At 48.0% G+C, this 24880-nt stretch carries 25 protein-coding genes; 17 read left to right on the top strand and 8 right to left on the bottom strand.

Annotated features, from left to right (window positions below):
- On the top strand, positions 1 to 373 hold a 373-nt coding region (locus ABMB67_RS11430; RefSeq protein ID WP_354572133.1), incomplete at its 5' end, for a transposase.
- Positions 374 to 715: 342 nt separating this feature from the next.
- On the opposite strand, the gene erm is transcribed toward ABMB67_RS11430, so the two are convergent.
- Together erm and ABMB67_RS11420 are read right to left on the bottom strand one after the other, a co-directional pair.
- Positions 716 to 1564 carry a 23S ribosomal RNA methyltransferase Erm gene (gene erm / locus ABMB67_RS11425; RefSeq protein ID WP_354572132.1) on the bottom strand — a complete coding sequence of 283 codons (849 nt, stop codon included), beginning with the start codon at positions 1562 to 1564 and terminating at the stop codon, positions 716 to 718.
- Between the two features lie 452 nt (positions 1565 to 2016).
- The gene (locus tag ABMB67_RS11420) at positions 2017 to 2061 is read right to left on the bottom strand and encodes an erythromycin resistance leader peptide (protein WP_156177705.1); all 45 of its coding nucleotides are present in this window, start codon (positions 2059 to 2061) and stop codon (positions 2017 to 2019) included.
- Positions 2062 to 2274: 213 nt separating this feature from the next.
- Between ABMB67_RS11420 and ABMB67_RS11415 the strand changes: the two genes are divergently transcribed.
- From ABMB67_RS11415 to ABMB67_RS11380, 8 genes are all read left to right on the top strand, one after another.
- The gene (locus tag ABMB67_RS11415) at positions 2275 to 3270 is read left to right on the top strand and encodes a zinc-dependent alcohol dehydrogenase family protein (RefSeq protein ID WP_354572142.1); all 996 of its coding nucleotides are present in this window, start codon (positions 2275 to 2277) and stop codon (positions 3268 to 3270) included.
- A gap of 213 nt (positions 3271 to 3483) precedes the next feature.
- Positions 3484 to 3969, top strand: a complete 486-nt coding sequence (locus ABMB67_RS11410; protein WP_251225139.1) for a YusW family protein — start codon at positions 3484 to 3486, stop codon at positions 3967 to 3969.
- 135 nt (positions 3970 to 4104) lie between these two features.
- Positions 4105 to 5010, top strand: a complete 906-nt coding sequence (locus ABMB67_RS11405; RefSeq protein WP_354572131.1) for a DMT family transporter — start codon at positions 4105 to 4107, stop codon at positions 5008 to 5010.
- A 160-nt stretch (positions 5011 to 5170) separates the two neighbouring features.
- Positions 5171 to 5806 carry a TetR/AcrR family transcriptional regulator gene (locus tag ABMB67_RS11400; RefSeq protein WP_251225020.1) on the top strand — a complete coding sequence of 212 codons (636 nt, stop codon included), beginning with the start codon at positions 5171 to 5173 and terminating at the stop codon, positions 5804 to 5806.
- Positions 5807 to 5808: 2 nt separating this feature from the next.
- Complete coding sequence (locus ABMB67_RS11395; RefSeq protein WP_251225021.1) at positions 5809 to 6702, top strand: ABC transporter ATP-binding protein; 894 nt, start codon at positions 5809 to 5811, stop codon at positions 6700 to 6702.
- On the top strand, positions 6699 to 8297 hold the full coding sequence (locus ABMB67_RS11390; RefSeq protein ID WP_354572130.1) for an ABC transporter permease: 1599 nt from the start codon (positions 6699 to 6701) through the stop codon (positions 8295 to 8297). Before ABMB67_RS11395 ends, ABMB67_RS11390 begins: the two co-directional genes overlap by 4 nt.
- A gap of 324 nt (positions 8298 to 8621) precedes the next feature.
- Entirely contained in the window at positions 8622 to 9773 is a 1152-nt protein-coding gene (locus tag ABMB67_RS11385) for a response regulator (RefSeq protein ID WP_354572129.1), read from the top strand.
- A 269-nt stretch (positions 9774 to 10042) separates the two neighbouring features.
- Positions 10043 to 10411 (top strand): response regulator, encoded by a 369-nt coding sequence (locus ABMB67_RS11380; RefSeq protein ID WP_251225024.1) that lies wholly within the window; start codon positions 10043 to 10045, stop codon positions 10409 to 10411.
- 216 nt (positions 10412 to 10627) lie between these two features.
- On the opposite strand, the gene ABMB67_RS11375 is transcribed toward ABMB67_RS11380, so the two are convergent.
- From ABMB67_RS11375 to ABMB67_RS11365, 3 genes are all read right to left on the bottom strand, one after another.
- Positions 10628 to 12040 (bottom strand): HAMP domain-containing sensor histidine kinase, encoded by a 1413-nt coding sequence (locus ABMB67_RS11375; RefSeq protein WP_354572128.1) that lies wholly within the window; start codon positions 12038 to 12040, stop codon positions 10628 to 10630.
- On the bottom strand, positions 12037 to 12726 hold the full coding sequence (locus ABMB67_RS11370; protein ID WP_251225026.1) for a response regulator transcription factor: 690 nt from the start codon (positions 12724 to 12726) through the stop codon (positions 12037 to 12039). The genes ABMB67_RS11375 and ABMB67_RS11370 overlap by 4 nt, the downstream gene beginning before the upstream one ends.
- A 389-nt stretch (positions 12727 to 13115) precedes the next feature.
- Positions 13116 to 13490, bottom strand: coding sequence for a hypothetical protein (locus ABMB67_RS11365; protein ID WP_251225027.1), 375 nt, complete (start codon positions 13488 to 13490; stop codon positions 13116 to 13118).
- 452 nt (positions 13491 to 13942) lie between these two features.
- On the opposite strand from ABMB67_RS11365, the gene ABMB67_RS11360 reads away from it, so the two are divergent.
- Positions 13943 to 15085: an MFS transporter gene (locus tag ABMB67_RS11360; protein ID WP_354572127.1), complete on the top strand. Its 1143-nt coding sequence runs from the start codon at positions 13943 to 13945 to the stop codon at positions 15083 to 15085.
- Between the two features lie 74 nt (positions 15086 to 15159).
- On the opposite strand, the gene ABMB67_RS11355 is transcribed toward ABMB67_RS11360, so the two are convergent.
- On the bottom strand, positions 15160 to 15810 hold the full coding sequence (locus ABMB67_RS11355; RefSeq protein ID WP_354572126.1) for a YdeI/OmpD-associated family protein: 651 nt from the start codon (positions 15808 to 15810) through the stop codon (positions 15160 to 15162).
- 158 nt (positions 15811 to 15968) lie between these two features.
- Between ABMB67_RS11355 and ABMB67_RS11350 the strand changes: the two genes are divergently transcribed.
- Together ABMB67_RS11350 and ABMB67_RS11345 are read left to right on the top strand one after the other, a co-directional pair.
- Positions 15969 to 16754, top strand: a complete 786-nt coding sequence (locus tag ABMB67_RS11350) for a MerR family transcriptional regulator (protein WP_251225030.1) — start codon at positions 15969 to 15971, stop codon at positions 16752 to 16754.
- Between the two features lie 68 nt (positions 16755 to 16822).
- Positions 16823 to 17398 (top strand): DNA-3-methyladenine glycosylase I, encoded by a 576-nt coding sequence (locus ABMB67_RS11345; RefSeq protein WP_354572141.1) that lies wholly within the window; start codon positions 16823 to 16825, stop codon positions 17396 to 17398.
- 204 nt (positions 17399 to 17602) lie between these two features.
- Here ABMB67_RS11345 and mscL read toward each other — a convergent pair whose 3' ends face one another.
- Positions 17603 to 17983 carry a large conductance mechanosensitive channel protein MscL gene (mscL, locus tag ABMB67_RS11340; RefSeq protein ID WP_251225031.1) on the bottom strand — a complete coding sequence of 127 codons (381 nt, stop codon included), beginning with the start codon at positions 17981 to 17983 and terminating at the stop codon, positions 17603 to 17605.
- Positions 17984 to 18315: 332 nt separating this feature from the next.
- Between mscL and ABMB67_RS11335 the strand changes: the two genes are divergently transcribed.
- The 3 genes from ABMB67_RS11335 to ABMB67_RS11325 all read left to right on the top strand — a co-directional run bounded on the left by ABMB67_RS11335 (position 18316) and on the right by ABMB67_RS11325 (position 21770).
- Positions 18316 to 19701 (top strand): YfcC family protein, encoded by a 1386-nt coding sequence (locus ABMB67_RS11335; protein ID WP_354572125.1) that lies wholly within the window; start codon positions 18316 to 18318, stop codon positions 19699 to 19701.
- 73 nt (positions 19702 to 19774) lie between these two features.
- A complete protein-coding gene (locus tag ABMB67_RS11330; RefSeq protein ID WP_354572124.1) occupies positions 19775 to 20614 on the top strand; it encodes a MurR/RpiR family transcriptional regulator in 840 nt (279 codons plus the stop codon).
- Positions 20615 to 20627: 13 nt separating this feature from the next.
- Entirely contained in the window at positions 20628 to 21770 is a 1143-nt protein-coding gene (locus ABMB67_RS11325) for a M20 family metallopeptidase (RefSeq protein ID WP_354572123.1), read from the top strand.
- Positions 21771 to 21841: 71 nt separating this feature from the next.
- Here the strand turns inward: ABMB67_RS11325 and ABMB67_RS11320 are convergent, their stop codons facing one another.
- Positions 21842 to 22816 (bottom strand): GntR family transcriptional regulator, encoded by a 975-nt coding sequence (locus ABMB67_RS11320; protein WP_354572122.1) that lies wholly within the window; start codon positions 22814 to 22816, stop codon positions 21842 to 21844.
- A 154-nt stretch (positions 22817 to 22970) separates the two neighbouring features.
- On the opposite strand from ABMB67_RS11320, the gene ABMB67_RS11315 reads away from it, so the two are divergent.
- Both ABMB67_RS11315 and ABMB67_RS11310 read left to right on the top strand, forming a co-directional pair.
- Complete coding sequence (locus tag ABMB67_RS11315; protein WP_354572121.1) at positions 22971 to 23486, top strand: HPP family protein; 516 nt, start codon at positions 22971 to 22973, stop codon at positions 23484 to 23486.
- A 347-nt stretch (positions 23487 to 23833) separates the two neighbouring features.
- Positions 23834 to 24847 carry a TAXI family TRAP transporter solute-binding subunit gene (locus tag ABMB67_RS11310; RefSeq protein ID WP_354572120.1) on the top strand — a complete coding sequence of 338 codons (1014 nt, stop codon included), beginning with the start codon at positions 23834 to 23836 and terminating at the stop codon, positions 24845 to 24847.
- Positions 24848 to 24880 lie beyond the last annotated feature (33 nt).

The raw sequence follows: 24880 nt of genomic DNA, 5'->3' as shown, positions 1-24880 counted from the left end.
GTACGACAGTTACGACGCGAGATACGAGACGTTAAAATACACACGACCGAAAGAATGCAAAGGCTGTCCGTTAGCGCAAGATACCCTCTGTCAAAAGGTGTATAAAGTCAAAATCACCACCGATTTGAGACGGTATACATCCCCAGCTCGCGGTTCGAAAGCATGGAAAACCCTTTACAAGCAACGAAGTTCAGTCGAGCGAGTCATTGCGTATCTAAAAGAATTCTTCCAATTAAACAATATTCGCTATCGCACAGGAAAACGAGCAAAAGTACAATTTGATTTGACGCATTTGATTTATAACGCGGCGAAGCTCGCGTGTGATCGTATAGCCAAGTCCCTTTCTAGCAAGCAGACTAGTCAAGCCGCGTAATTAATTTTTTAAAAACACTAAAAGCGAAATGGGGGTCGTCTAACAATCGTGAACTAGGCTTTATGAAATTGATTCAAATAAGAGAAAAAACCTCGCAAAGCAGTTGCGAGGTTTCAGTCTGTCGAGAAAGTCGACAGGCTTTTTTGTTTAGTAGTCAGGATTCGGTTCTTCGACCTCCCATCCCGTCCGCTTTTTCTTGTGGGATCAAATAAAAACAGGTGAGACGAGGTGAAAAGCGAACGAGAGAAAATGTTTGCGTCCAGTCTGCATACGGCCTGTGACTAGCTTCAAGAATAGACAAGAACGGTTATATCCTACAAACGACCATTCTATTAGAAAAGCTTATTTTCTCTTTTTCCGCTTCGGCCAGCGAAATGCCGGCACATGATTGAGCATCGCCTCCAAAAGGCGTGCCCATTGCTGCTCGGACAATGCCGAGATCGGCGTCTCCGAGTTTAGGCCGAGCTGGCGCCGGACATGCTTCAACTGCGGCGGAGTGAAAATGCCTCGCAGCGCCAGGTTGACGGGAAGTGCCGGCTTGTGAAGCGCGTACTCGGCCAGCCCTTTAAAGGCTGAGTATTTAGCCGGCGGAATCAACGGGTGCCTTTTCCGCTTGATTGTGAGCATAGCTGAATCAACTTTTGGCGGCGGTGAAAAGTTATTTCGTGAAATATCCTTCGCATAGCGGATATCAAAGAACATCCGCCAGGCAATCACGTAGGCGTCTTTGATGGTGCTTGCGGTGAAGCGTTTCGCCGCGCCTTTTTCCATAACAATCACCCATCGTTGAAAAGGACCGGCCGGCTGATCGAGCAACCGTTTCATAATCGGCGTTGTGATGGAGTAAGGAATATTGGACACGACGACAAATGACTGCTTCGGCATCGGCATCGTGAGAATATCGTGATGAATGACTTTCACATTCGGGTACGACATCATTTTCCGCTGTAAATAGTCCACTAATTTCTCGTCATATTCAACGGCCAGCACGCGCTGTGCTCTTGAACTGAGAACGGTCGTCAGGGCGCCCTTTCCAGCGCCCAGGTCAAGCACGGTCTCGTGAGAAGCGATGTCAGCATGAGCGACAATTTCCTCGATCAGCTTTCGGTTGTGCATGAAATGCTGCCCGGAAAAGTTTGGCTTTTTTTGATTGTTGATCTTTTTCGTCTTTGAATATTTATTGCAGGTCATTTTGCATCTCCCTTTCTTAAGAAAAACGCGTAGCGGTTTTTCTTAGAAGCGGTGTGCGGAGCCGTTACAATCGTTTAAGGATGGCTGAAAAACGGGCATTTTTCAGCCATCCGAGTAACGCGCGAAGCCGCCGCCCCGCCTCGAATTATTAAAAAAAATCACAGGCTGCTGCCTGTGACGAAAGAGCAAAAGGGAAAAGATCGACCTCGATTTCGTTGCGCATCAAAGACAAGAGGTGCCATAGCTTTCCTGGGCGGAAAACGACATGCATCTCTTATTCAAGGTACAATAAAAAAAGAAAGGCAGAAAAAATCCACCTTTCCTCACATTGCGGACAGCTACCCGAAGGTTCACTGATTCCTATGCTTTCTATAACAATGAAGATTATTGAAAAAGGACAGACTTATCCCATTTACTCTGTCATCGCAAACAGAGCCTTTGAACGTATTTAATTACCGGTTCAAAGTTGGGAAACGAAGTCTCATCGAATGTGTCACTTTTTCATAATCCTCCTTACGTTACATTTATTGATCGTACGCTGCCTATTGTAAGGGCTGCCTGGACTGTTGTCAAAGGAAAATTTTGAGCAGCTTCAATCGGGCGCGCGGGGGCTGAAGCAGAAGCTCGGGTTTTTTTGGAAGACAAGTAAGGATAAATGTAAGAAAAGCCGGCTCTGGTAGTTTTTCTTATTGAAGCAAAGGAGGCGATTTATTTTGGAGGCGAACTGTATTATTTGTCATAATTTCGGCAGGCCTCAGGAAGTTTTGAAGATTGAACAGAAAGAAGTCGTCCCACCGCAGGATGATGAAGTGCTTGTGAGGATGCTGGCCCGGCCGATTAATCCGTCTGACCTGATCCCGATTAGAGGGTCTTACGCCCACCGTAATTCTTTACCACATATTCCAGGGTATGAAGGGGTTGGCCTCGTCGAGCAGGTGGGACCGCTTGCTCCGCGTCATCTTGTTGGCGCACGCGTGTTGCCGCTGCGCGGGGAAGGGACGTGGCAGGAGTACGTCAGAACGAAAGGGAAATGGGCGGTGCCCGTGCCTGACTGGATTGACCATTTCACGGCGGCGCAAATGTATATTAATCCTGTTACGGCCTGGGTTGTATGTACGGAAGTGCTGCGTCTCGGTGTCGGTGATGTGCTGGCGGTTAATGCGGGGGGCTCGACGATTGGACGTCTTTTCGCACAATTAGCCAATGTGCTCGGCTTTCGGCTGATTGCCGTGACGCGGCACGATCGGCATACGGAGCAGCTGCTTCAGCTCGGGGCCTCCGCTGTGGTTAATACATCCGAGCAGGATGTGGTGGAAGCAATGTGGGAATTGACCGATGGCCGCGGCGCTCATGCGGCAATTGATTCGGTTGGCGGCGCGGCTGGAAATGAGCTGGCTTATGGGATCCGGCCGGGAGGCATGTTTTTATCGATAGGTCTGCTATCGGGAAGACAGGTGAATTGGGAAGAGATAGTCAAACAGGCGGGAGTCCGCGCCAATTTGTTTCATTTGCGCCATTGGAACAAGGACGTTTCTGCTGCGAAATGGCAGGAAACGTTTCAGCAGTTGATCCAGCTGATCGAAAGCCGGCAAGTACGGCTGATGGAAGCAGCTCAGCAATACGACTTAATCGAAGTGAAAAAAGCAGTCGCTGCCGTTGAAACGATTTCCGGCGGCAAGGGAAAAGTGTTTTTGACGAGCGGGTAAGGCGGGATGCCGCGATGCGCGCTCATGATGCAGGCTGGTGACGGAACAAGGAAGCTCGGTGTTCATGCTATCTCCCGGTTAGAAAGTCCCATTTGGCAAGCTAGTGTGTAAGAAATGGCGATCGGGGAATAAGGGACAAATAAGGATAGAAATGGTGTGCATCGCGCAAAATATTGATGAGGTTTCAACAATGGAATAAGGGAGTGAACAGCAATGAAGATAAAATATTTCGCCAGCCTGCTCGGTGTTGTTCTGTTAATCGGCTGTGGGGCCAATAATGAGCCGACCCCGCCGACCGGAGAGGATTCTTTTCAGGAGGAGAACGTTATTGATGAAGGGAACGGGAGCGGCGATGCCGGTGAGCCTGTCGCGGCTGAACGCGGCGTAAAGGAGTTTGATCTTGATCTCGATTTCGCTAATGGAGGAGACTGGGATTATGATTATGAAGTTAATGGAGAGATAAGGGCTGAAGTTGAAAAAGAAGACAATGGCGAAAAGCGTGAAAGCAGAGGAGAAGAGGCGCAGCAGGAAATTGAATCGATTTTAAGCCAGGTCGTCATTGATCAATCACGCACGACAGAAAGTATCACGAATGATATTTTGGAGCTTCTTGAAATCCCACAGGACGAATTGAAACAGCTTACCCTTGAAATCGAGTATCAAGATGGAGAAAGGCTTGATTTCAAGCAGAATTTTTAGTCCTGTTTATAGAGCTGCCGCCACTTTTTCATAAGGGCGGCGGCTTTTCCTCTGTCCCTTATGTCCTGAAAAAGGGGGAAAGGGAATGTGGTACTCTCTAGGTGTAGACGATAAGAGGCAATTGGGGGAAGGGACATGTATAAAGTTTTGTTAGGAATCATTTCTGTCACGCTTGTCTGGGGCTACACGTGGGTGACGATGAAAATCGCGATCAGTGACATTCCGCCTTTTTTATTTTCTGCTTTGCGGCTGTTAATCGGGGCGCTTCCTTTGCTGATGATTCTCCTTATTCAGCGGCAAAAACTGACTGTCAGAAAACAACAGGTAACAGACTATGTGATCATGAGCTTTTTAATGGGAATCGGTTATCTCGGCGCCCTGACATACGGGATGCAGTTTGTTGATTCGGGAAAAACCGCCGTGCTGGTGTATACGATGCCGATCTTTGTCACCGTAATCAGCCATTTTCTTTTACAGGAGCGAATCACGAAATATAAAATGGCCGGGCTGCTGTTTTGTTTTGTCGGCTTGTTATTTATTTTAGGACGGGAGATCCTTCATTTCGAGGGAAACGCGATTATCGGTCAGCTGCTTATTTTGCTGGCGGCTTTGAGCTGGGGTGCGGCGAATGTGTTCAGTAAAGTGAGGTTCAGGAATACGAATCTCATTCATATGAATGCCTGGCAGCTGATGATCGGCACGACGCTGTTGTTTGCTGTTTCGTTTCTTACTGAGCGGAACGAAGTGATTGTGTGGTCTCGTGAAGCGGTATTATCGCTGTTGTTTAATGGTCTGTTCTCGACGGCCTTTACGTTTGTCGTCTGGTTTTGGGTATTAAATCAGATTGAGGCTTCGAAAGCGACGATGGCTTTAATGGTTGTACCGGTTCTCGGCCTTTTCTTTGGCTGGCTCCAGCTTGGAGAGACAGTTACCGCCGGCATTATGATTGGGGCAGGTCTGATCTGTGCCGGAATTTTTTTCAATACCTACCATTTTCGCAGTACCGCAGTACCGAGTGAAAAAAGAAACTTATCAAGCTGAGGAGCGGGATGTGTCTTTTGAGGCATCCTGCTTTTTTTATAAAAATTCTCGGGAGGCTTCCGCACGTCACTGTTAAGAAAACTGAATTGACCACCCTGGTCGAAGATGTTATGCTAAATTCGACCAAGGTGGTCTAAAGTATGTGAGGGGAGGGATTCCTTTGTTGGAACGCTTTGAGGCACTGGAGGAAACAAAGCGAAAGCGTATTTTGGAGGCGGCTTTTCATGAGTTTGCTGAGCATGGCTATGAGCAGGCATCGACGAACCGGATCGTGAAAGCTGCCGGGATCGGCAAGGGTATGCTCTTTTATTATTTTGAGAACAAAGAATCGCTTTATCATTATTTGATCGACTACGCGATTAAGATGTTGGATGAACACTATTTGAGTAAAATTGATTTGACGGAAACCGATTTTATCGAGCGGTTGAACAAAATGGCGATTCTCAAGTGGAAAGTCTTTGCCGAACATGAAAAGCTCGGTAACTTTATGGCGACAGTTGGTCTGAATATGGAGGAGCCGGCACTTCCACAACCGTTACGAAGCAAAATCGAAAACATGCAAGCATTTTTCGGGAAAGTGATGAACGACAATATTGATCATACGAAGTTTCGCGATGATGTTGATGTGCAAAAAGCGTTCGATTTGATCCGTTGGTCGATGGAAGGGTATCGGATTGAGCTAATGGAAAAATTTAAAGGGAGAAAGCTGACCGATATTGATATGGAACCGTATTGGCAAGACTATTACGAATACCTCGATATTTTAAAAGCCTGTTTTTACAAGAAAGGGGAATGATCATGAGTGTACTCGTTACGCAATCATTAACCAAACAATTTGGCAGCTTCACGGCATTAAAGGATGTATCGATTGATGTCAGGGAAGGCGAGGTGTACGGGTTTATCGGCCCGAATGGAGCAGGGAAATCAACGACAATCCGCATTTTGCTCGGCGCATTAAAAGCGTCAGGCGGAAGGGCTGAGATTTTCGGGAAGGACGTCTGGCAGGATGCACTTGAGATTCATAAGCGCTTGGCCTATGTACCTGGAGACGTCCATTTGTGGCCGAATTTAACAGGCGGTGAAGTAATTGATTTATTCGGCCGGATGCGCGGTTCCTATAATCAAAAGAGAAAAAATGAGCTGATTGAGTTGTTCAGCTTCGATCCGACGAAAAAGTGTCGGACGTACTCGAAGGGAAACCGGCAAAAGGTCGCGCTGATTTCGGCGTTTTCCTCGGAGGCCGATCTCTTCATTTTGGATGAACCGACGTCAGGGCTTGATCCGCTGATGGAGAGGGTGTTTCAGGAATGTGTCGCACAGGAAAAAGCCCAGGGAAAGAGCATCCTTCTTTCCAGCCATATTTTGTCGGAGGTAGAGCGGCTTTGTGATCGTGTCGGAATCATTCGTGAAGGAGAAATGATTGAAACGGGCACGCTGGAAGAGCTGCGCCATTTAACGCGGACGAATTTGACGGTCAGAACGAAGGAGCCTCTTACCGGGCTGACGGAGCTGAAAGGCGTTCATGATGTCGAGCAGGAGGACGGCACCGTTCATCTTCAAGTAGATGGAGAAGAGCTCGATCTGGTGATGAAGCATATTAGCGGCTATGGAATCGTCAAACTGGAAAGTGGACCGCCGACATTGGAGGATTTATTTATGCGTCACTATGAAGGGGGAGGTGCTGAAAGATGACGGCTTTTCACCACATGGCAGCGATGGTCCGCTTTATTGTCCGCCAGGATCGTCTGCGTCTGTTCATCTGGATGATGAGCCTTGTCGCAGCAAGTGTCGCGACGGCGTCCTCTTTTACGAGCCTGTATGCGTCGGATGAAGAAAGACAGGCGATGGCGCTGACGGTAGATAACCCGGCGATGACGGCGATGCTCGGACCGGGCTATGGTCTTGATCATTATACGGAAGCGGCGATGATGGCGCATCAAATGCTGATGCTGACAGCAGTCGTTGTCGCGGTGATGAACATTTTGCTCATAACAAGGCATACGCGGGCGCCGGAAGAAGACGGTCGGCTGGAAATGCTGCGTTCCCTGCCGTTCGGCAAGCTTTCACCGCTCGGCGCGGCAATGATTGTCATGACGGGAGCCAATCTTCTTCTTGCGCTGTTGACGGCTTTCGGCCTTTACGCGCTTGGGATTGACAGTCTCGATTTGCAAGGATCGTTGCTCTATGGAGCCGTCCTTGGCGGGGTCGGACTCTTTTTCGCGACAGTGACGGCGGTGTTCGCCCAGCTTTCGGAGAGCGCGAGAGGAACGCTCGGCTTCTCCTTTGCGGCTCTCGGTCTTGCCTACTTCCTGCGCGCGATTGGCGATGTATCGAGTGAGGCGCTTTCCTGGCTGTCTCCGCTTGGCTGGGCAGTCAGAACGAAAACCTATGTCGAGAATGAGTGGGGCCCTCTGCTGCTATTGATCGCCGCTGCAGTCTTGCTTTTTGCTATCGCTCTGCGCTTGCAGCTGGTGCGTGACTTGGATGCCGGGTTTATGCCGGCGCGGGCCGGAAAAAAAGAGTCTTCCGCTTTCCTGCAGGGTCCTCTTGCTCTGGCGATCCGTCTGCAACGGACGACGATGATTTCCTGGCTTGTGGCGATGACCCTGTTGGGTGCGTCCTATGGCTCAGTTCTCGGCGATCTGGAGACGTTTTTTTCGTCCAATGAAATGATGGCAGACATGTTTGCCTCGGCAGAAGGTGTTTCCATGACGGAGCAATTCATTTCGATGATTATTATGGTGCTGACGATGGCAGCGGCGATCCCGGCCTTGCTTGTCATCTTTAAGTTAAAGGCGGAAGAGCGTAAACAACGCAATGAGCATGTGCTGGCAAGAGCAGTGGCGCGGGGACGCCAGCTTGGCAGCTACGCCGGCCTTGCGCTTGCCGTCAGCATCAGTATGGCCGTCATAGCCGCGCTGGCGCTCGGGCTGACAGGAGCGGCGGTCATGGATGAGCAGATCGATGTAGGCCAGTTTGTTGGTGCAGCGCTTGCTTATGTGCCGGCACTGTTTGTCATTGTAGGTCTTGGAGCCTTTTTTGTCGGCGTCTTCCCGCAGGCAAGTGTCTTCGCCTGGCTCTATTTAGTTTTTTTCTTTATTGCCAATTACTTTGGCGAGCTGTTTCAGTTTCCGAGCTGGCTCATGCAGCTGACGCCGTTCGGCCATGTGCCGCAGCTGCCGATGGATGAATTCAACTATGCTCCTGCGGGAGTGCTTCTTCTCGTAGCGACAGGATTATTCGCTCTCGCTTTCTTAGGGTACCGGCGTCGTGATATTCAAGGTTGAGAAAGACCAGGGTGTGTCAGCTTTTGCTGGCCGGCCCTGGTTTTTATTTTACAGAAGGAGGTTCTGTATCTTTAGTCCCTCCGTTTTTGAGGGGAGAACCATCGACTGCTCAATATAAGGTCATATTACCTGCTAAGAATCTGGACTTTAGGCCAATTGTGTAATAATTTAAAAAAGAAAGAATAATGGTGATCAGATCATCGTAAGGGAACTAGGAGGGCCTGTTAAAAGTCGGTTGCAGAGAGTTCATATGTTGATGGCGGGGTAGAGACCACGGATAAGGCTGTTAGGCGAAAACTCTTTTTCAGCGGGAGGCTTGTGACTATGATCAAGATCATCGTGTTGGACGACGAACGAGTGGCTTTGCGACAGATGAAAAAGGTGCTGCAAATATTCAGCAACGTCCAGATTTGCGGACTATTCACCGATCCGGATGAGTTTTTACAGGCTGTGCGGACGGAGCGTGTCGATCTCGTTTTGATCGATATGGTGATGCCTGATGCGAATGGTCTTGCTGTCGCCAGAACCGCTCAGTCTCTTCGACCGGACATTTCCGTTGTATTTGTGACGGCCTATGAAAAATATGCGGCTGAGGCTTTTGAGATTGAGGCGCTGGACTACGTGCTGAAGCCGCTTGATGGAAAGCGGCTTGGCCGAACGCTACAACGTTTTCTACGGAGACAGGAGACATTGCGTGATGGACAACGGAAAGGACGAAATGCGATCTCGGTCAACTGCTTCGGCCGTTTGGTGATCGTGACGGAACAGGGAAAGGTGAGGTTTATCAACGCCAAGGCGGAAGAACTGCTTGCCTATCTGGCTCATCACGCTGGAGGGCCGGTCAATAAGGCGAAAATCATCGAAGCGCTATGGCCGAATCGTGACGTGGTGCGGGCCCAGGCGAATTTATACAGTACGGTCTATCAATTGCGCAAAGACCTGGAAGCGTATGGATTACGTGCTGTCATCAGCCAATCGCGGAGCAGCGGCGGGAGCTATCAGCTGAATTTACCACATGCCGAAAGCGATATGGATCTCTTTGAGCAAGCCTATCAAACATGGAAGAACGGTCAGCTTGACCAATCGTTGGTTGAGAGAGCGATTGAGCACTATCATGGCGGCTATCTCCACGAGCATGATTATCGCTGGGCACTGTCCCGCCAGCAGGAGCTTGAAGTACGCTATTCCGAGCTGTTAGAAGCGCTCGTGACCGAATATGTACGAAATGGGCGCTTGTACCAGGCGCTGCCCTTGCTGCAAAAGTGGGCTGATTTGTTTCCGTACAGCGAGCATGTCCATGCGAAAATGATCGCTTTGTTTCTATTACTGAAACAGCCTAAGCAAGCGAGAGCGTATTATTATAAAGTCAGTAACGAGACATATTCGGCTGAATTAGGATATGAGTTTGGCCGTTCATTTGAGCAAATAGCGGCGAATCCGGCCGCCCTGTTTGATACATTTGGCGGTTTGGCATAGCAGCAGATAAAAGAGAAAGAAGAGCCCATTCAAGGAGCCACTCCCGCTTCCTTAGACGGGCTCAAAACTTCTACGGTTTTGTTTTTAGTTTGGAACGAGTTTTGAATTGTTATGATAAACACTATCGGAAAAATAGAACTCGACAGGTGTGGGGGAAGAAAATTCATAGGGAGGGATGGCTGGGGCGTTAACAAAAAAGGATGTGTTTTTCTAACGTTTGATGTTGGCATGATTTTACTATTTTAAAGAGCGCAAGGGGTAATGGCGGTATGGAACGTATCTTGATTTGTGATGATTCTCGTTTTATCCGATCAGTATTGAAAGATATTTTTGTAAAGCTGGGTCATACCGTCATCGATGAAGTGTCCAACGGAGCAGAAGCGATTCAGGCGTATGAATACTACCAGCCATCATTAGTCACGCTAGATCTTGAAATGCCGGGAATCGACGGCATTCGGGCTCTCCAACTGCTGGTAACATCTTTTCCTAAGGCGAAAGTGATTATCATTAGTGGGAATCGAAATAAAGAGCTTCTTTTTGAATCGTTACGGAGCGGGGCCAAATACTACATTTCGAAACCGGTTACAGAGGATAAAATCATTGATGCTTTTCGAAAGTTAAATATATCGACGTCTTAAAGTGGTAGGACACGTAAGAAGCGATGAACGGCACGAGCACAAAGGAAAAAAAGCTACCTTGAAAGGTTTTTCCGACCTTCAGGTAGCCTTTTTGTGCGTTTTGGATGGCGAGGACTGATCATCAGGCCTTCGTTAGGGTGTCGGAATAGCAAGTTAGCTATCCAGTATGGAGCCGCTCTCCCTCGTTGAGATGTTAGGTAAGAGAAGCGTTTCCTATCAACCGGAGAGATTGTTTTTCGGCAGAAATAAGGTGAACGCGGTTTCTTCTTTCGGCTGACTCGTCATGCGGACATATCCGTTGTGCGCGTTTGCCACTTCTTGAACGATTGCCAAGCCAAGCCCGAACCCTTCCCCGCCACGTCCTTTCGCCCCGCGATAAAATCTTTCAAAGATCAGCTTCTGCTTTTCCGCATCAATTCCGGGACCGCGATCGGCCACTGTAATGGTGACATGGTTTTCCTCTTGCTTCAGAAATATGCCCAGATACCGGCCCTCACCTCCGTATTGAATCGCGTTTTCGATCAGGTTGTGCACGGCTCTTTCTAACAAGGAGGCGTCGTATGCTGACAAGAGGGGTTCCTCAGGAATATGAATATCGAAGTCGATTCCTTTTTCTTCGACAATGGGGATGTAAGAGGCGGCAATAAGCCTGATCGTTTCTCCTATATCCTGCCGTACAAACCGGATATGCTGTTTGTACTTGTCAATTTGGGCGATTTCCAGCAATTTCTGCAACAGATCATCCATGTATTTCGCTCGTCGGAGCAGGTTGGTTGTATACTTTTGCTGCTCTGCCGGATTTTTCAGGAGATGCTTGTCCAAGCTTTCGGCATACCCGATGATCATCGTCAACGGTGTGCGCAAATCATGGGAGACATCGGCAATGAGCGACTTGCGCTTCGCATCCAACTCTTCGATCCGGGCGACATTAGCGCGAATGCGGTTGGCCATCTCATTGAAGCTGCGGGTCAGCTGGCCGATTTCATCGCTGGATTGGCTTTCAATGAGCAGGGGGGCGTCATTCGTATCGAATGTTTTCATAGCATGGTTCAGTGCTGTCAGCCGGCGGTTTAACCTGAGGAAAAAGATCAGAGCGAATACATAAGGCGTCAAAATGAAGAGAGCCACGGGCAAAAGCAGTTGACCGAACTGCGCGTAATCTTGTATGTACACGAAAATCTGGCTGCCCTGCATGGCCTCATTAGCTAAGGTCATTACTAGAAATTGCTGCTCTTCTCCTGCCTGCCAATCAAACAGCAAAGCGATCTGCTCTCCTTCCTCCCACAAATAAGCAGGCATATTTACAAAGAGGTTCATTAATTCATTTATGTCATAATCAACGTTGCGACCATCCGTGGCGTAGCGCAATTGTCCATCTGCCCGCAGCCAGGCCAGTTCAATCGCAGGGTGTGAGCGATGAAAGTCATCAAGTAACTCTACTGTCCGCCCGGCTTCAGCCTCGCTCTGTTCAGCTTGACGGGCCAGTTCCTGACCGAACGCATTCAGGCTTTGGTGAGTATAGCCCTGGTTGAAAAGCCAGCCAATCACAGCAGCAATGCCAATCAGCAGCAACAGGGAGGTCAAAGAGCTGGAAAAAAGCAGCAGCCACAGTTTACCCCTGAGGTTCATGACGGCTCTTCCATGAAGCGGTAGCCTAGGCCGCGAATGGTTTGAATATACTGCGGTTCTGCCGGATTATCTTCTATCTTTTTCCTTAAATAATTCACATAAACTTTGACCGGGTTATTGTCACCGTGATCGAGCTTCCAAACTTGGCGAAGAATTTCCCGGGGCGTGAATACTTTGCCCGGATTTTGCAGGAAAAGCTCCAGAAGTGCTGCTTCTATGGGAGAAAGATAGGTTTTCTTCGCCCGCTTCTGAATGTACGAACCTTCTACATCAAATATCGCCTCCCCAAGCTTGAACCGCTTGATTCGTAAGGCGGGATTGCTTCTGCGCAAAATGGCCTGGATACGTGCGATTAATTCGCCGGGACTGAATGGCTTCGTGACGTAATCATCCGCACCGAGACCGAGAGTTTCGATCTTGTCCGCTTCCAGCTGCCTGGCACTCAGCACGATCACCGGGGTTTTCAGGCCGTGTTGCGTCAAATGATTCAGGACCTCCCAGCCATCCATATGCTCCATCATCAGGTCCAATACGATCAAGTCGATGGATGAGCGCTCCAGAACGGACAGGGCCTGCTGACCCGATTCGGCCTCAATAACCTGCATACCGGCATTTTCCAAATGAAGCTTCAGAATGTCCCTGATTTCCTCTTCGTTATCGACGACCAATATGTTTTGAGATGTCATGGACGACGCACCTCCGTTCTGCTGTGCTTTTTTTCATTATACTCGTTTCAGAACGTTTGCTACACGCTTGGCTCATTCTTTAACCAAGCTTTAACATTGGGCCTCACAAGCAGTACCAAAATGAACACGTTCAAATAAGGGAAGAGCCTTCAGGACTGGACAGAGCATGGGCGTGAATAGGAAGAAAAGGCGTGGGCATGTAGTAAAGGCTCTTCGGGTAGGATATTTTGTCCGGATGAAGCGGCGACGATGTTGGTAGAATAAAAAGCGAGCGGCGCTAGAAATCTGCACAAGGGTAAAGAGAAATTATAATTGGGGACCGCATAAATCGTGATATTCGAGCGTTTATGCGGTCTCATTTGATTGAGCGATTTCTGATCCGAATGGCGTTAGCGCTGTGCCGACTCTCTGTATGCTTGCAGCCATTCCGGATGACGAGGTAGTAGTTTCGTGAAGGAATGAAGCAATTCGAAGCCCTCCTTACGATTATTTTGAGCGAAGTGATTTTTCATCGTTTCATAGTCTTCCGGTCTAAACATTTTCATGATTTCATTGATATCGTCCTTCGGGCTTGATGGAATCGAGACTTTCTCCGCATCCCGCATGATCACGTCGAGCTGTCGTCCCTCATGGCTAATGTCCAGCAAGTCGTGGGGTTCTCTTAATACCGGTAATGTTTTTCCAGTGTGCAAGGCCGTCTGTTTTTGCTGGCCGCGGTGATCAAATAGCGTCGGATATGGGGTGTGCTGGTTACTTACTTTCATTTCAGTGACCTCCTCGTCATTTCGTAATAACGGCGTTTTGCATTGATAAGAAAGTATAAAATGTTTCGAGATGGTTGGTGGCAAGAGAAAAGCTGCCTTTGGCGTTTGCTCTTTGTGAAACATCAGTACATCTAATATCGGCATTTGAAACCGTTTGCTTTAATCATCGGTATACTTGCTAGTTGAAGGAAAAATCGATCACCTCTTGCTTAAAAAATTAGAGTCGCCCAGGCTTTTGCAGTGGCGGCAATGAATATCCTCCACTTTGATGGTAAAAGGTCCGGGGTATGACCAGGTTGTGGCCGCATTCTTAGTGCGCTGTTGCCTTATTGTATGCTGCCTGTTTCTTTCTAGTCGTTCATGCTCAGCGCCTTTGGCTGGTTTCAAGAAGCGGATGTATTGTAAACTGGACGAAAAAGGCATGGTGTCTTGCTCATAAAGGAGATCTTGTAATGTCGCGTTTGATTTATGTCCTGATTGTTGTTGTGTTTATTGATACATTTATTCAGCTTCCGATCATCTCTCCTTATGCCGTCAGCGTGGGAGCGGGGGATGTGCTGGTGGGAGCCATTGTCGCTGTTTATTCATTGGCGAATATGGCCGGCAATGTGATCGGCGGTCATTGGATTGACCGGCTCGGCTACAAAAAAATGCTCGCCTTCGGGATGGTCACTGTCGGGCTTGTGCTGCTGCTTTATCCTCTGGCGCAAACCGGAGAGCAGCTGTTTGTCATCCGCTTTCTCCATGGCCTCGCCGGCGGGGTTCTGATTCCGGCCGCGTTCGCGTTGATTGGAGAACGTTCCGGCGCTGGACGGAAAGGGAAAACGATGGCCTTTGCCGGCGCGGCCATCGGCATTGCGGCGATTACCGGGCCGGCGATTGGCGGGGCGCTTGCTTCACGGGGCGAATATAGCGCGGTTTTCTTTTTTACGGCAGGTTTGTTTTTTGTCGCTTTATTGGTTTGTTTTCCGTCTATTCCGCAGCAGGCCACGGCTGCTGAGCGCAGTAAGGTGAAGTGGCAGGACGTATGGCTGCTGATGAAGCAGCTTCCTTTGCTGCAGGCGTCTATGGCCGCGTTCGCGCTGATGGTCAGTAACGGGACGCTTGCCTATGCCTTGCCATTAAAAGTCGGGGAAATTGATTTTACGACGGCGACAACCGGAATGCTGCTCAGTCTATATGGCATAACGGCGCTCGTTGTGTTTGTTACACCGCTTAACAGAATCTATGAGTGGTTTCGCGCCTGGAAGCTTGTAGTTACAGGTCTCGTTCTAATTGCGCTCTCGTTGACCATCATTCATTTCGTTCTTCAGATCGAGTGGCTCGTGCTCGCGATGCTCATTTATGGGACAGGCTTTTCCCTCGTTTTTCCGTCGATGAACCAAATGGTGGCCGATGCCTCGACGGCGGTCAACCGCGGGAAGGCATACGGGATTTTTTATGCGTTCTTTTCACTTGGCGTCGTTGCCGGTTCACTTCTGTCCGGCTTCGCGCGGGAACAGTTTGGCGCGCCATTTTTGTTCAGTGCGCTGCTGATGCTTTCGTGTACGGCGCTTCTCGTTTTGTTTTCGTTTCGTGAAAAGACCGGCGATTAAAAGGAGAGACGGGAGCCCGCTTGCAAAATAACGGCAGGTGGTTCCCTGCTGCCCCGCTGGAAAAAAGCAATGAGCTATTTTTCTCTTTGTCGATACAATGCAATTGATTTGTAGTTTTGCGAAAGAATCTCAATCATTTCCTGCTGGCGTTTGTCGCGCGTTTTTTGCTGTCTGGCCGAAAAGATGTGACGGGCCCAGTCTTTTTGGTAGCCAGGAGTTAAACTTTGGTAGAAAGCAAGCTCCTTTGGGTGAGCGGCTAATAAGGCTTCCACGTCTTTTACATGCTGCTCATAATCGGCGACTTGCTGGCTTGGCGCCGTTGTTTTTTTAGCCTTCTTTTTCTCGCGCTTTAATCCGATGACGGTGAACGTCTCATCCATGCTGACCATGCGCGAAAACTTCAAGTCGCTCCCGGCGACATACCCGTCTTCGTCAACGTTCATCGCCGGGAAAATCTCATCCCGGTGAATTGAAGTACTGTAGCGTTTATTTCCTTTTTTCGGATAAGCGAAAAACAGATAGCCTTTTTCGGCTAACGCTTGTCTGGCGATCACCTGCTCCGTATAGGAGATCATTTCAGCCAGCGTTTCGATAAAAATGAAAATCGCGTCATGATGTTCAGCTAACGTCGAGGGCTGATGAGGAAACAGCTCGTAATCCGCCGGCTCGTTAATCACCGCTAAATGGTTATATTTATGTAAACTGAGCTTTTCAATAATGGACATTTCCGCGGCCTCCTTTTAGGCAATTGATACGTTCTTTGCCTCATTATAGCGGGAAGAAAACAGGCTGTCATCTCGAGGTTTTCTACCGGATTACCACTTGCGCCTCCCGTAACGTGATCCATTATGATAAAGATAGTCAAGAAGAAAGGGGGAAGGACATGAATGATGCGACTTATACGATCAGTGAATTTGCTCAGCGTACAGGGCTGACGGTCAGGACGCTGCGTTTCTATGAGGAAATGGAGCTATTGGTGCCGAATAAGTACAATCAGGCCGGCTACCGTCTTTACGGCTTGGATGAGCTGGCGACGCTTCAGCATATTCAGACGTTAAAGTTCATTGGCTATTCGCTGCAGGAGATTCAACGGCTCCTGAAGGAGGAAGCTCCGGCGCCGCACTCGTTTGAAAGCTCATTATCACTTCAGCACCGGCTGTTAACGGAAAAGCGGACAGAACTGGAGAGGGCGATTGAGGCGATAGAAAGGGTACAGCATTTATTAAAGCAGGGCCATGCGCCAAACTGGGCGATGATCAGCTCGTTTTTGTACAGTATTAAGCATGAAGAAGAGCATAAGGAATGGATGAAGGAATACTTTTCCGAGGAATTGGTCGCGCAGATGTACGATCTGACGAAGGAGGAATGGCTTCATCTCGACCATGAATGGATGCAGCTGTTACAGAAAATTAAAGTGCTTGTTCAGCGAAAGATCTCACCGGAATCGAAGGAAGCGAAAGCGGCACTGATCGGGCTAACGGAGCTCGTTTTCAAGTATGCCGACGAAGAGGAGTTTTCAAAGCAGCTAATCGAGCAACAGGAAAGAATCCTGAACGACATGGATCATTTCCGCTTTCCGAATGTTTTTACGCAAGAGGAGGAGGCATTTTTGCACGAGGCAGCCAAGGCGCTCGAAGCAGAAGGGAAGAATGAGGGAAGCACGGACTAACGGCTTGCTGTTTGCCTGTCTGGTCGTGCTATAGTAAGAGTAAAAAGAGGATAGGACGGCGATAAATGATGAAGAAGACATGCTCATGGCCGAACGGCAATCCGTTGATGCAGGCGTACCACGATGAGGAGTGGTGCGTCCCCTCCTATGATGACCGTTATATTTTTGAGCTTTTGACACTTGAAGGGGCGCAGGCCGGATTGTCGTGGCAGATTGTGCTTTCAAAGCGTGCCGGCTATCAGGAAGCCTTTCAGCACTTTGATCTTGCTTATTGTGCAGAGCTGACGGACGCCGATTTGCAGACAATTAAAGAGCGGTATCATGTGATTAAGCATCTTGCCAAGCTTGAGTCGGTGCGGACTAACGCGCGGGCGATTTTGACCATACAACAGGAATTTGGCAGCTTTTCTGATTTTTTATGGCGCTATGTTGACGGGCAGCCGATCATCAACAATTGGGAAAGCGAGGATGAGATCCCCGCCCAAACCCCATTATCAAAACAGATTAGCACGGACTTAAAGAAGCGGAATTTCAAATTCGTCGGCCCTGTCACGATCTACTCGTTTATGCAGGCGATTGGCCTCGTTGATGACCATATTCGGATGTGTGCGTTTCATACGGCGAATCGGGTGAGAGCGAAGTGACCTTTTACTCGTAAAAAGGAGGAGGGGATAGAAGGTAAAAAACGTTTTTAAAAGATAAGAAAGTAGAAATTTTTCGGCTTGTTGAGGAAGGGCGTCGGCTTCGCGCGTTACGCGGATGGCTGAAAAAAGCCCGTTTTCAGCCATTCTTAAACGATTGTAACAGCTCCGCACAACGCTTCTAAGAAAAGCCGCTGTGCGGTTTTTTTAGTTTGATTGCTTTTGTAAGGCGTCTCTGATTTCACGCAGGAGGACGACCTGCTCGTCTTCTTTTTCAATTACTTCCTCGGCGGCTTTTTTCACAAAGCGGTCTCTTGTGATTTTGTTAAAAGCTTTCACGAAAATAAACAGGGCCGCTGCAATAATGAGAAAATCGATAATAGCCTGAATGAAAACGCCGTACGTAATTCCGTGATAGGCCCATTCTGAAGTGAAATCCGTATTGCCGAAAATCAAGGCGATTGACGGCATAATGATGTTTTCCACCAGGGCGTTGACAATGCTTGTAAACGCTCCCGCTATGACGACCGCCACTGCTAAATCCAACACATTGCCTCTCATAATAAATTCCTTAAATTCTTTCCACATATTTCTTCTCCTTTTTTATGTATTTAGACTCCATTGTAAATGAACGATCTTAAATTAAAGATGATTTCTTTTGAAGGGAATGTCAACTCTGTTTGTCGAAAACAGATCTTTTTTACGATGCTTTTGTCGTCTGATGAAGAATTTATCGTTAGAAAAATAGGAAATAGGGTTGGCGGGGACGGGACGCCGTGACTTTTCTTATGATGAGCAAATGTTCCATCATTTCAAAATAAAACGTTTTCATTCTGGAGAAGTTGTGATACACTCTTTTTGAAGTAAAAAATTCTCTTTTTATAAAAAGTAGTAAAAAATTCTATAAAGGGGAGAGATATATGGAGAAACGAAGGAAAATCGTCATGCCTGACGCGATGGTTATTTTGTTCGCGCTATTGCTCTTAGCGTGGATTTGCAGCTTTATTATCCCGTCCGGGCAGTTTGAACGCTCGGATGGAGACATTGAAATGGTGATTCCGGGCAGCTTCACGCCTACAGAGGCGCCGGCCCTGGGCTTTTTGGATTTGTTTCTTGCAATTCAGCAAGGGCTTATCGCCTCGTCTAATTTAATCTTTTTAGTGCTCATTATGGGAGGAGCGATTGCTGTCATTGAGCAACCTGGCACGATTAATGCGGGTGTTAAAGTGCTGGTTGATAAAACGAGGCATCGAAAATATGTGCTGATTGCTTCGGTCAGTCTGCTGTTCGGCATTATTTCAGCGGTTGGAGTCGGCTCCAACGCGGTAATTGCTTTTATTCCACTCGGAATCATTTTAGCGCGGGCATTAAAACTGGATGCAATAGCGGGTGTCTCGATCATTTATCTAGGTTATTTTTCCGGGTCGGCTGCCGCTGTCTTTGACCCGATTACGCTTGGAGTGGCGCAGGAAATTGCCGGACTGCCATTGTTTTCAGGCGCTTTGTTTAGAGTTTTTATTTTTGTTGCATTAAGTATTGTGACCATTTTATTTGTGATTCGCTATGTGAAACGGATCTCTGATGACCCCGGGCAGAGCTTGATGGGAGAGCAGAAATTTGCCGACAAAGATATGAAGGAAGAGGATATGGGGGCGTTCACGACGGCTCATAAAATATTAATCCTATATTTCTTTCTGTGCATCGGTACCTTTGTTTATGGTTCCCTAACGTGGGGGTGGGGGATTAATGAACTGGCTGCCATTTTTCTGATTAACGCGATTGGGAGCGCCCTCATCTCAAGACAGAGTCCGAATCAATTCGTCCGTTCCTTTATGGGCGGGGCGAAAAACATTTTGTATGGTGCTCTAATTATCGGAATTGCGCGGGCGGTTGTCGTCTTAATGGAAAACGCGTTCATCCTCGATACGGTCGTCAATGCAATCTTCATCCCGATGAGTGAGCTTGGCACGATCATGGGGGCACTGGCGATGTTTTTCTTTAATATCTTCTTCAATATTCTTGTCCCTTCAGGCAGTGGGCAGGCCGCTGTTGTTATGCCGATGATGACGCCTCTGGCTGATATGCTCGGGGTGACGAGGCAGACAGCTGTCATCGCCTTTAAATTAGGGGACGGCATTACAAATATGGTTACTCCGATTTCCGGGGTGCTGATGGCCGTTCTGGCGATTGGCGGCGTGCCGTTTACGAGATGGATCCGTTTTGTGATGCCGCTCGTCTTCTATTGGACGGTCGTAGGGATGCTGTTTGTCATTCTCGCTGTTTTCATCGATTACGGTCCTTTCTAATGACGATGACTTTGACTGGCTATTCCGTTATCATGAAAGAGGAAGAGACAATTCATGAATAAGGGTGATGGAGATGGCCAATCAGGAATTTAACCAATTAGTGAAAGAGCATTACGACACATTGTCAGCCGGGAAAAAAAAGGCTGCTAAATATATAGCGGAGCATTTAGAGGAAGCGAGCTACAGCACGATGGTCGAGCTGCAGCAGAAGATCGGCGTCAGTGAAACGACGATCATCCGCCTCGCTTATTCACTCGGCTTCGGCGGTTTTTCAGCGATGCAAAAGTTCATCCGACAGGAGTTGATGTCAGCACGTTCTCAGGCTGAAGTGGAAGGAGACCATGTGATAGCGGATGAATATTTACAAGTGCTGGAGCAGGATATGGCGATTCTCAGTCATATGCGTGAGCATGTCGATCATCATCAATTGGAAGCGGCAGCGCAAAAAATCATCAATGCCGACCGGGTCTTTGTGACAGGGCAAAGGACGTCCTATGCTTCTGCCTATTGGTTTTCCTATACGCTTGGCTTCATGCTTGCCAACATCCGGCTTATGGAAGAAAAAACATTTGAGCAAGAGCTGTTGAATATGACGGAAAATTCGGTTTTGATAGCAATCTCATTTCCGCGCTACCATAAAGACACATATCGTCTGGCAGAACTCGCCCGCGAGGCGGGGGCACAGGTCATTGCGATCACAGATTCGGAGCTTTCGCCGATTTGTAAGCTGGCATCTCTTTCTTTATTTGCGAAGACCAACAGGGATCAAAGCGGCTACAACGGGATTGCGCCGGTCATTAGCCTGTTAAACATGCTTGTCGTAGCTGTGCGGAAAAACGTAGCAGATCACGTGAAAGAACGGTTATCAAAAGTGGAGGATATTTATAAACGGAATCAAATACTTTTTGAATGATGAGGTGTAATGGATGGAGGAGAATATATATACGTGGCTGAAAGGCCAGAATGAAGCGATTTTAACAGATATTAAAAAAATCGTTGAAAGGGAGTCGCCGACGTTAAACAAAGAGCTCGTGGATGCCTGTGGAGAAGAAATTCGCTCGTTATTCCGCACCTATTTTGACAATGAGCCGGAAATCTTTCCGCGCACACGCTTCGGCGATCATTTCAAATATACATTCGGTCAAGGAGAGCAGCAAATTTTAATTTTGGGGCATTTTGATACGGTCTGGCCTGAAGGGAAGCTGACTTACCGAGTTGAAGGCAATCGCGCCTATGGACCGGGAATCATTGATATGAAGGGTGGACTAGTAATCGCCATTTGGGCATTGAAAGCCTTGAAAGAACTGGGGCTTCCTTTACAGAAACGGGTCGTCTTCCTATTTAACAGTGACCACGAGGGTGTCGCCTCGCCTGATTCTCGGACATTAATTGAGGAAGAAGCGAAAAAAAGCGTCGCCGTGCTCGTTCCTGAAGCGGCTGAAGCCAATACACACGCCTTAAAGCTCGAGAGAAAAGGAATCCTGCGCTACACGTTGACTGTGACCGGCCGCTCGGCGCATGCCGGCAATAGTCATGAAGAGGGGATTAATGCCATTGTCGAATTGGCGGACATCATTCAACGAATTTCATCCTGGACCGATTATTCGAGCGGCACGACGGTTAACGTCGGGCAGGTCAAGGGCGGAACTGGTGTCAATGTCGTCCCACAAACGGCTGAAGCTGCGATCGATATCCGCGTAAAGACAATGGAAGAAGCAAAGCGGATGGAAGGGCTGATGAATTCATTACAAGTTCGGAATTCGGAAGCTTCCTTAGAGATCCAAGGAGGGATTGTCAGACCAACGCTTGAACAAACGAACGAATCAAAAAAGCTGTTCTCGCTCGTCCGCGATTATGGAGAGAAAATTGGCTACGAGGTAAAAGCAGCCGCAGTTGGCGGGGGCAGTGACGGAAGCTTTGCTTCTGCTCTCGGAATTCCGACTTTAGATGGTCTGGGAGCTGCCGGAGCGGGACCGCACGCCGAGCATGAGCATATTTTAATTGATCACCTCGGCACGCGCGCGGCTTTGCTGGCTTACTTGATTAAGGAGCTTGCTGGAGGAGCATAAAATATAAAAAGGGTTGTGCGAAAAGGTTTTTCCTTTGGCACAGCCCTTTTATTATCGGAGAGAATTTCCAATTAATCGAGTCCTGCCTGAGAACCGGGAAGCTCATGCAACAGGTTTTCACTGCTTGGTTCGAGTTTCATCGGATATAGCTCCACTTTGTTTGGGGCGAGCTTTTTCAATTCAGGATAGACAGCGGCCGAGGCGTAAATCCTGTCCCATTTTGCCAGTGAATCTGAAGGCCTTCCGCTTTCTTCCCAGCCGAGCGTTTCCGAACGGATTTGCTCCAGCCCTGCTTCTCGGACCCGATTCGCCATCCAATTTCCGCCAGCTTGGCCGAGACATACAAAAGCGACCCGGGTATTTTGCTTCAGCTTGGCCAGGTCCAGTAGAAAGGACGTTTCAACGGTGGCGCCGATGACTAAAATCCTGCTATTGAAGCGTGAGAAGCATGTTTTCACTTCCTCAGCATGATTGAGTGTCGTCACAATAACTTGATATTGTTGAGCGAGCTGGCTGCATAATTCGTTTTTTTCCTGTAAGTCTTCGAGAAATGCCGTTTCCACTTTTTCTCCGGTCTCACGTTCAATGGCCTTTCGATAAAAAGGGTGGTCATGTCCTTTGCATTCGATCAGTACAATCCGGGCCTCTGCAGAGGAGGAAGGATGGAGGAGCAAAGTGTAGGCGAGGCCGGTGGTGAAAAACTGGCGCAGATCCAGTTCTTTGGCCTCGGCTTGATCGATTGTCTGTTTGATGAGATCAAAGAGAGAAGCCTGTTCTTTATAAAGCCGGTTGGCTTGGGCGGTCACCTGCGTTCCGCGGCCTTTGCTCATCGTGACGAGTCCTTCCTCCCGCAACTGATTATATACCCAATTGACAGTGTTGCGGTTCATTCCTAATTGATCCGCCAATTGACTTGCGGCAGGAAGCATATCTCCTGTTCTAATAAGTCCGATGCCAATCAGGCATTTTAACTGCTCACGGATTTGAGTGTTCACATTAAACGTTAACTCAGGGTTCACTCGTAAAGGCAATTGTTTTTCTTCCACTACACCCAGCTCCTATTATCATAGTTGACTAGTTATATTATAATGTGGAACTTTCATTTAATCAAACGTAATCCCTGTAAAATAGTGATTGACACAATAAAGGAACTATAATATAACTAAATAACTAGTTAACTATAAATTTAGGGGTTGTTTTATGGACGCAACAGAATTTTTTACGAAAATGAAAGGACAAGGCAGAAGTCCGCTTAAAGTCGTTCCGCGCAACGCAATCATTGGAGGGATTGGCGGTTTTTTTGCAATCGGCGTTTTGGCTATGCTGACAAACTGGACATCGAACTTATGGATTATGGCGCCTTTCGGGGCAAGCTGTGTTCTGGCATTCGGGCTTTGGGAGGCACCGCTTTCCCAGCCGCGCAACATTATCGGCGGGCATTTTATCTCCACTTTTGTCGGTTTGGCGTTGTTGCATCTGTTTGGTCAAAGCATGTGGGTCATGGCAACAGGAGTCGGTCTGGCAATTGCGATGATGATGCTGACAAAAACGACCCATCCACCTGCGGGAGCTGATCCGTTAGTCGTGATTGCAGCCGGCAGCGGCTGGTCATTTCTATTGATGCCTGTGTTCGTCGGTTCGGTCATCATTGTCCTTGCCGCATTGCTGATCAACAATCTTGACCATGGACGTCGCTATCCTACTTTTTGGTGGTAAGCTCATTGCAATGAAAAGCTGGAATAAGAGGGGGATGTCTCCCTTTTATTCTGGTTTTTTTACTTGAAACCTTTCCTAGGAACATACGAAACAAGCCACGGATTAGTAGATTTTTTAAATAATTAATGGATTTGGGTTGACGTGTAATAATGTATACATTATTATTTATACAAAAGATCCATTAAGGAGAGAGGAGGAAAAAAAGAGAGAAGTGGCACAAATTGAAAGCGGAAACATCGGACTGGGTCCGTCTTCATTATTGAACTGAAACTTATTGCTTATTGGGGATTTTCACGAAGACGAGAATAATAGACTTTTGCAGACATGATGCATTAAGGAGGAGTACGATGAAAAAATGGATCGTAATGGTAGGAATATTAGCATTGATGGCAGGGATAGCAGGATGTAACAGCAGCTCTGATGGAGGGGGCGCTTCTGGTGAAGGGGAATCAGTCTATATGACAATCGGGGCACCGCCGGCTAGTTCAGCACTTTACGGTTATTGGGTGGCAGCTGCTAAATCGATTGAAAGCGTTTACCCTGAATTTAATTTTACAGTGACGGAATCACAAGGCGCGGTTGATATTTCAAAGCGGGTTCGTGACGGGCTTGTGCCGGTTGGAAACTCGGTTAGTAACACCGATTATGACAATTATTACGGGGAAGGAAGCTTTGAAGGGGAACCTTTTGAGGACTTGCGGATGATTTGGTATTTTGAATCGACACCGATGCAATGGATTGTCACGAAGGATTCGGGCATTACGGAGTTGAGTGATTTAAACGGCGAACGATTTAATCCGGGATCGACGAATTCTTCCGCTGAAGCGATTACGCAGGTTGTGTTTGAAGAGCTGGGAATCGAACCGGATTATTTTACCGCCGTTCAGGCTGATGCGGCCGATGCAGTTGTAAACCGTCAAATTATCGGCACAAGTAAGGCCGGTCCGACACCGGACAGCTTTGTCCAGCAAATTCAAGGTTCATTGGATATTGAGATGTTAAGCATTCCGGAAGATAAGATCGATCAGATTACTGAAAAGTATCAATACCTTGTCCCTCATACGATTCCGGCCGGTACTTATGAAGGCATTGATTATGATGTCAATACGGTAACTGTGCTGATGGGAGCACAGGCGACCAGCGAACTGCCTCAAGAAGTCGGCTATAAAATGTTCAAAGCGATTTGGGAAGACGGAAAAGACGAATGGGCGGCGGCTTATCCGGTAGGAGCAGAAAATGACGTTCCAGCTTTAACATTGGAGTCGAGAATTCCATTACATGCAGGAGCTGTCCAATATCTTAAAGAGATTGGAATGGACGTTCCGGATGAATTGATTCCGCCTGAATATGAGGAAGAATAAGCGGCAATCTCCCTCCGTTGGCTTTGTAACGGA

This window comes from Halalkalibacter oceani (genome assembly GCF_040544555.1).
Lineage (GTDB): Bacteria > Bacillota > Bacilli > Bacillales > Bacillaceae_D > Halalkalibacter > Halalkalibacter oceani.
Note: the sequence above shows the minus strand (reverse complement) of the source record. Positions and strands in the feature narration are given on the sequence as shown.

Coding starts and splice junctions, on each gene's coding strand:
- ABMB67_RS11395 (WP_251225021.1), top strand. CDS start 5,809: ATGAGTGTACTCGTTACGCAATCATTAACCAAACAATTTGGCAGCTTC.
- ABMB67_RS11330 (WP_354572124.1), top strand. CDS start 19,775: ATGGCCAATCAGGAATTTAACCAATTAGTGAAAGAGCATTACGACACA.
- mscL (WP_251225031.1), bottom strand. CDS start 17,983: ATGTGGAAAGAATTTAAGGAATTTATTATGAGAGGCAATGTGTTGGAT.
- ABMB67_RS11375 (WP_354572128.1), bottom strand. CDS start 12,040: ATGAACCTCAGGGGTAAACTGTGGCTGCTGCTTTTTTCCAGCTCTTTG.
- ABMB67_RS11315 (WP_354572121.1), top strand. CDS start 22,971: ATGGACGCAACAGAATTTTTTACGAAAATGAAAGGACAAGGCAGAAGT.
- ABMB67_RS11390 (WP_354572130.1), top strand. CDS start 6,699: ATGACGGCTTTTCACCACATGGCAGCGATGGTCCGCTTTATTGTCCGC.
- ABMB67_RS11350 (WP_251225030.1), top strand. CDS start 15,969: ATGAATGATGCGACTTATACGATCAGTGAATTTGCTCAGCGTACAGGG.
- ABMB67_RS11355 (WP_354572126.1), bottom strand. CDS start 15,810: ATGTCCATTATTGAAAAGCTCAGTTTACATAAATATAACCATTTAGCG.
- ABMB67_RS11380 (WP_251225024.1), top strand. CDS start 10,043: ATGGAACGTATCTTGATTTGTGATGATTCTCGTTTTATCCGATCAGTA.
- ABMB67_RS11365 (WP_251225027.1), bottom strand. CDS start 13,490: ATGAAAGTAAGTAACCAGCACACCCCATATCCGACGCTATTTGATCAC.
- ABMB67_RS11325 (WP_354572123.1), top strand. CDS start 20,628: ATGGAGGAGAATATATATACGTGGCTGAAAGGCCAGAATGAAGCGATT.
- ABMB67_RS11405 (WP_354572131.1), top strand. CDS start 4,105: ATGTATAAAGTTTTGTTAGGAATCATTTCTGTCACGCTTGTCTGGGGC.
- ABMB67_RS11360 (WP_354572127.1), top strand. CDS start 13,943: ATGTCGCGTTTGATTTATGTCCTGATTGTTGTTGTGTTTATTGATACA.
- ABMB67_RS11345 (WP_354572141.1), top strand. CDS start 16,823: ATGAAGAAGACATGCTCATGGCCGAACGGCAATCCGTTGATGCAGGCG.
- ABMB67_RS11310 (WP_354572120.1), top strand. CDS start 23,834: ATGAAAAAATGGATCGTAATGGTAGGAATATTAGCATTGATGGCAGGG.
- ABMB67_RS11385 (WP_354572129.1), top strand. CDS start 8,622: ATGATCAAGATCATCGTGTTGGACGACGAACGAGTGGCTTTGCGACAG.
- ABMB67_RS11410 (WP_251225139.1), top strand. CDS start 3,484: ATGAAGATAAAATATTTCGCCAGCCTGCTCGGTGTTGTTCTGTTAATC.
- erm (WP_354572132.1), bottom strand. CDS start 1,564: ATGACCTGCAATAAATATTCAAAGACGAAAAAGATCAACAATCAAAAA.
- ABMB67_RS11335 (WP_354572125.1), top strand. CDS start 18,316: ATGGAGAAACGAAGGAAAATCGTCATGCCTGACGCGATGGTTATTTTG.
- ABMB67_RS11370 (WP_251225026.1), bottom strand. CDS start 12,726: ATGACATCTCAAAACATATTGGTCGTCGATAACGAAGAGGAAATCAGG.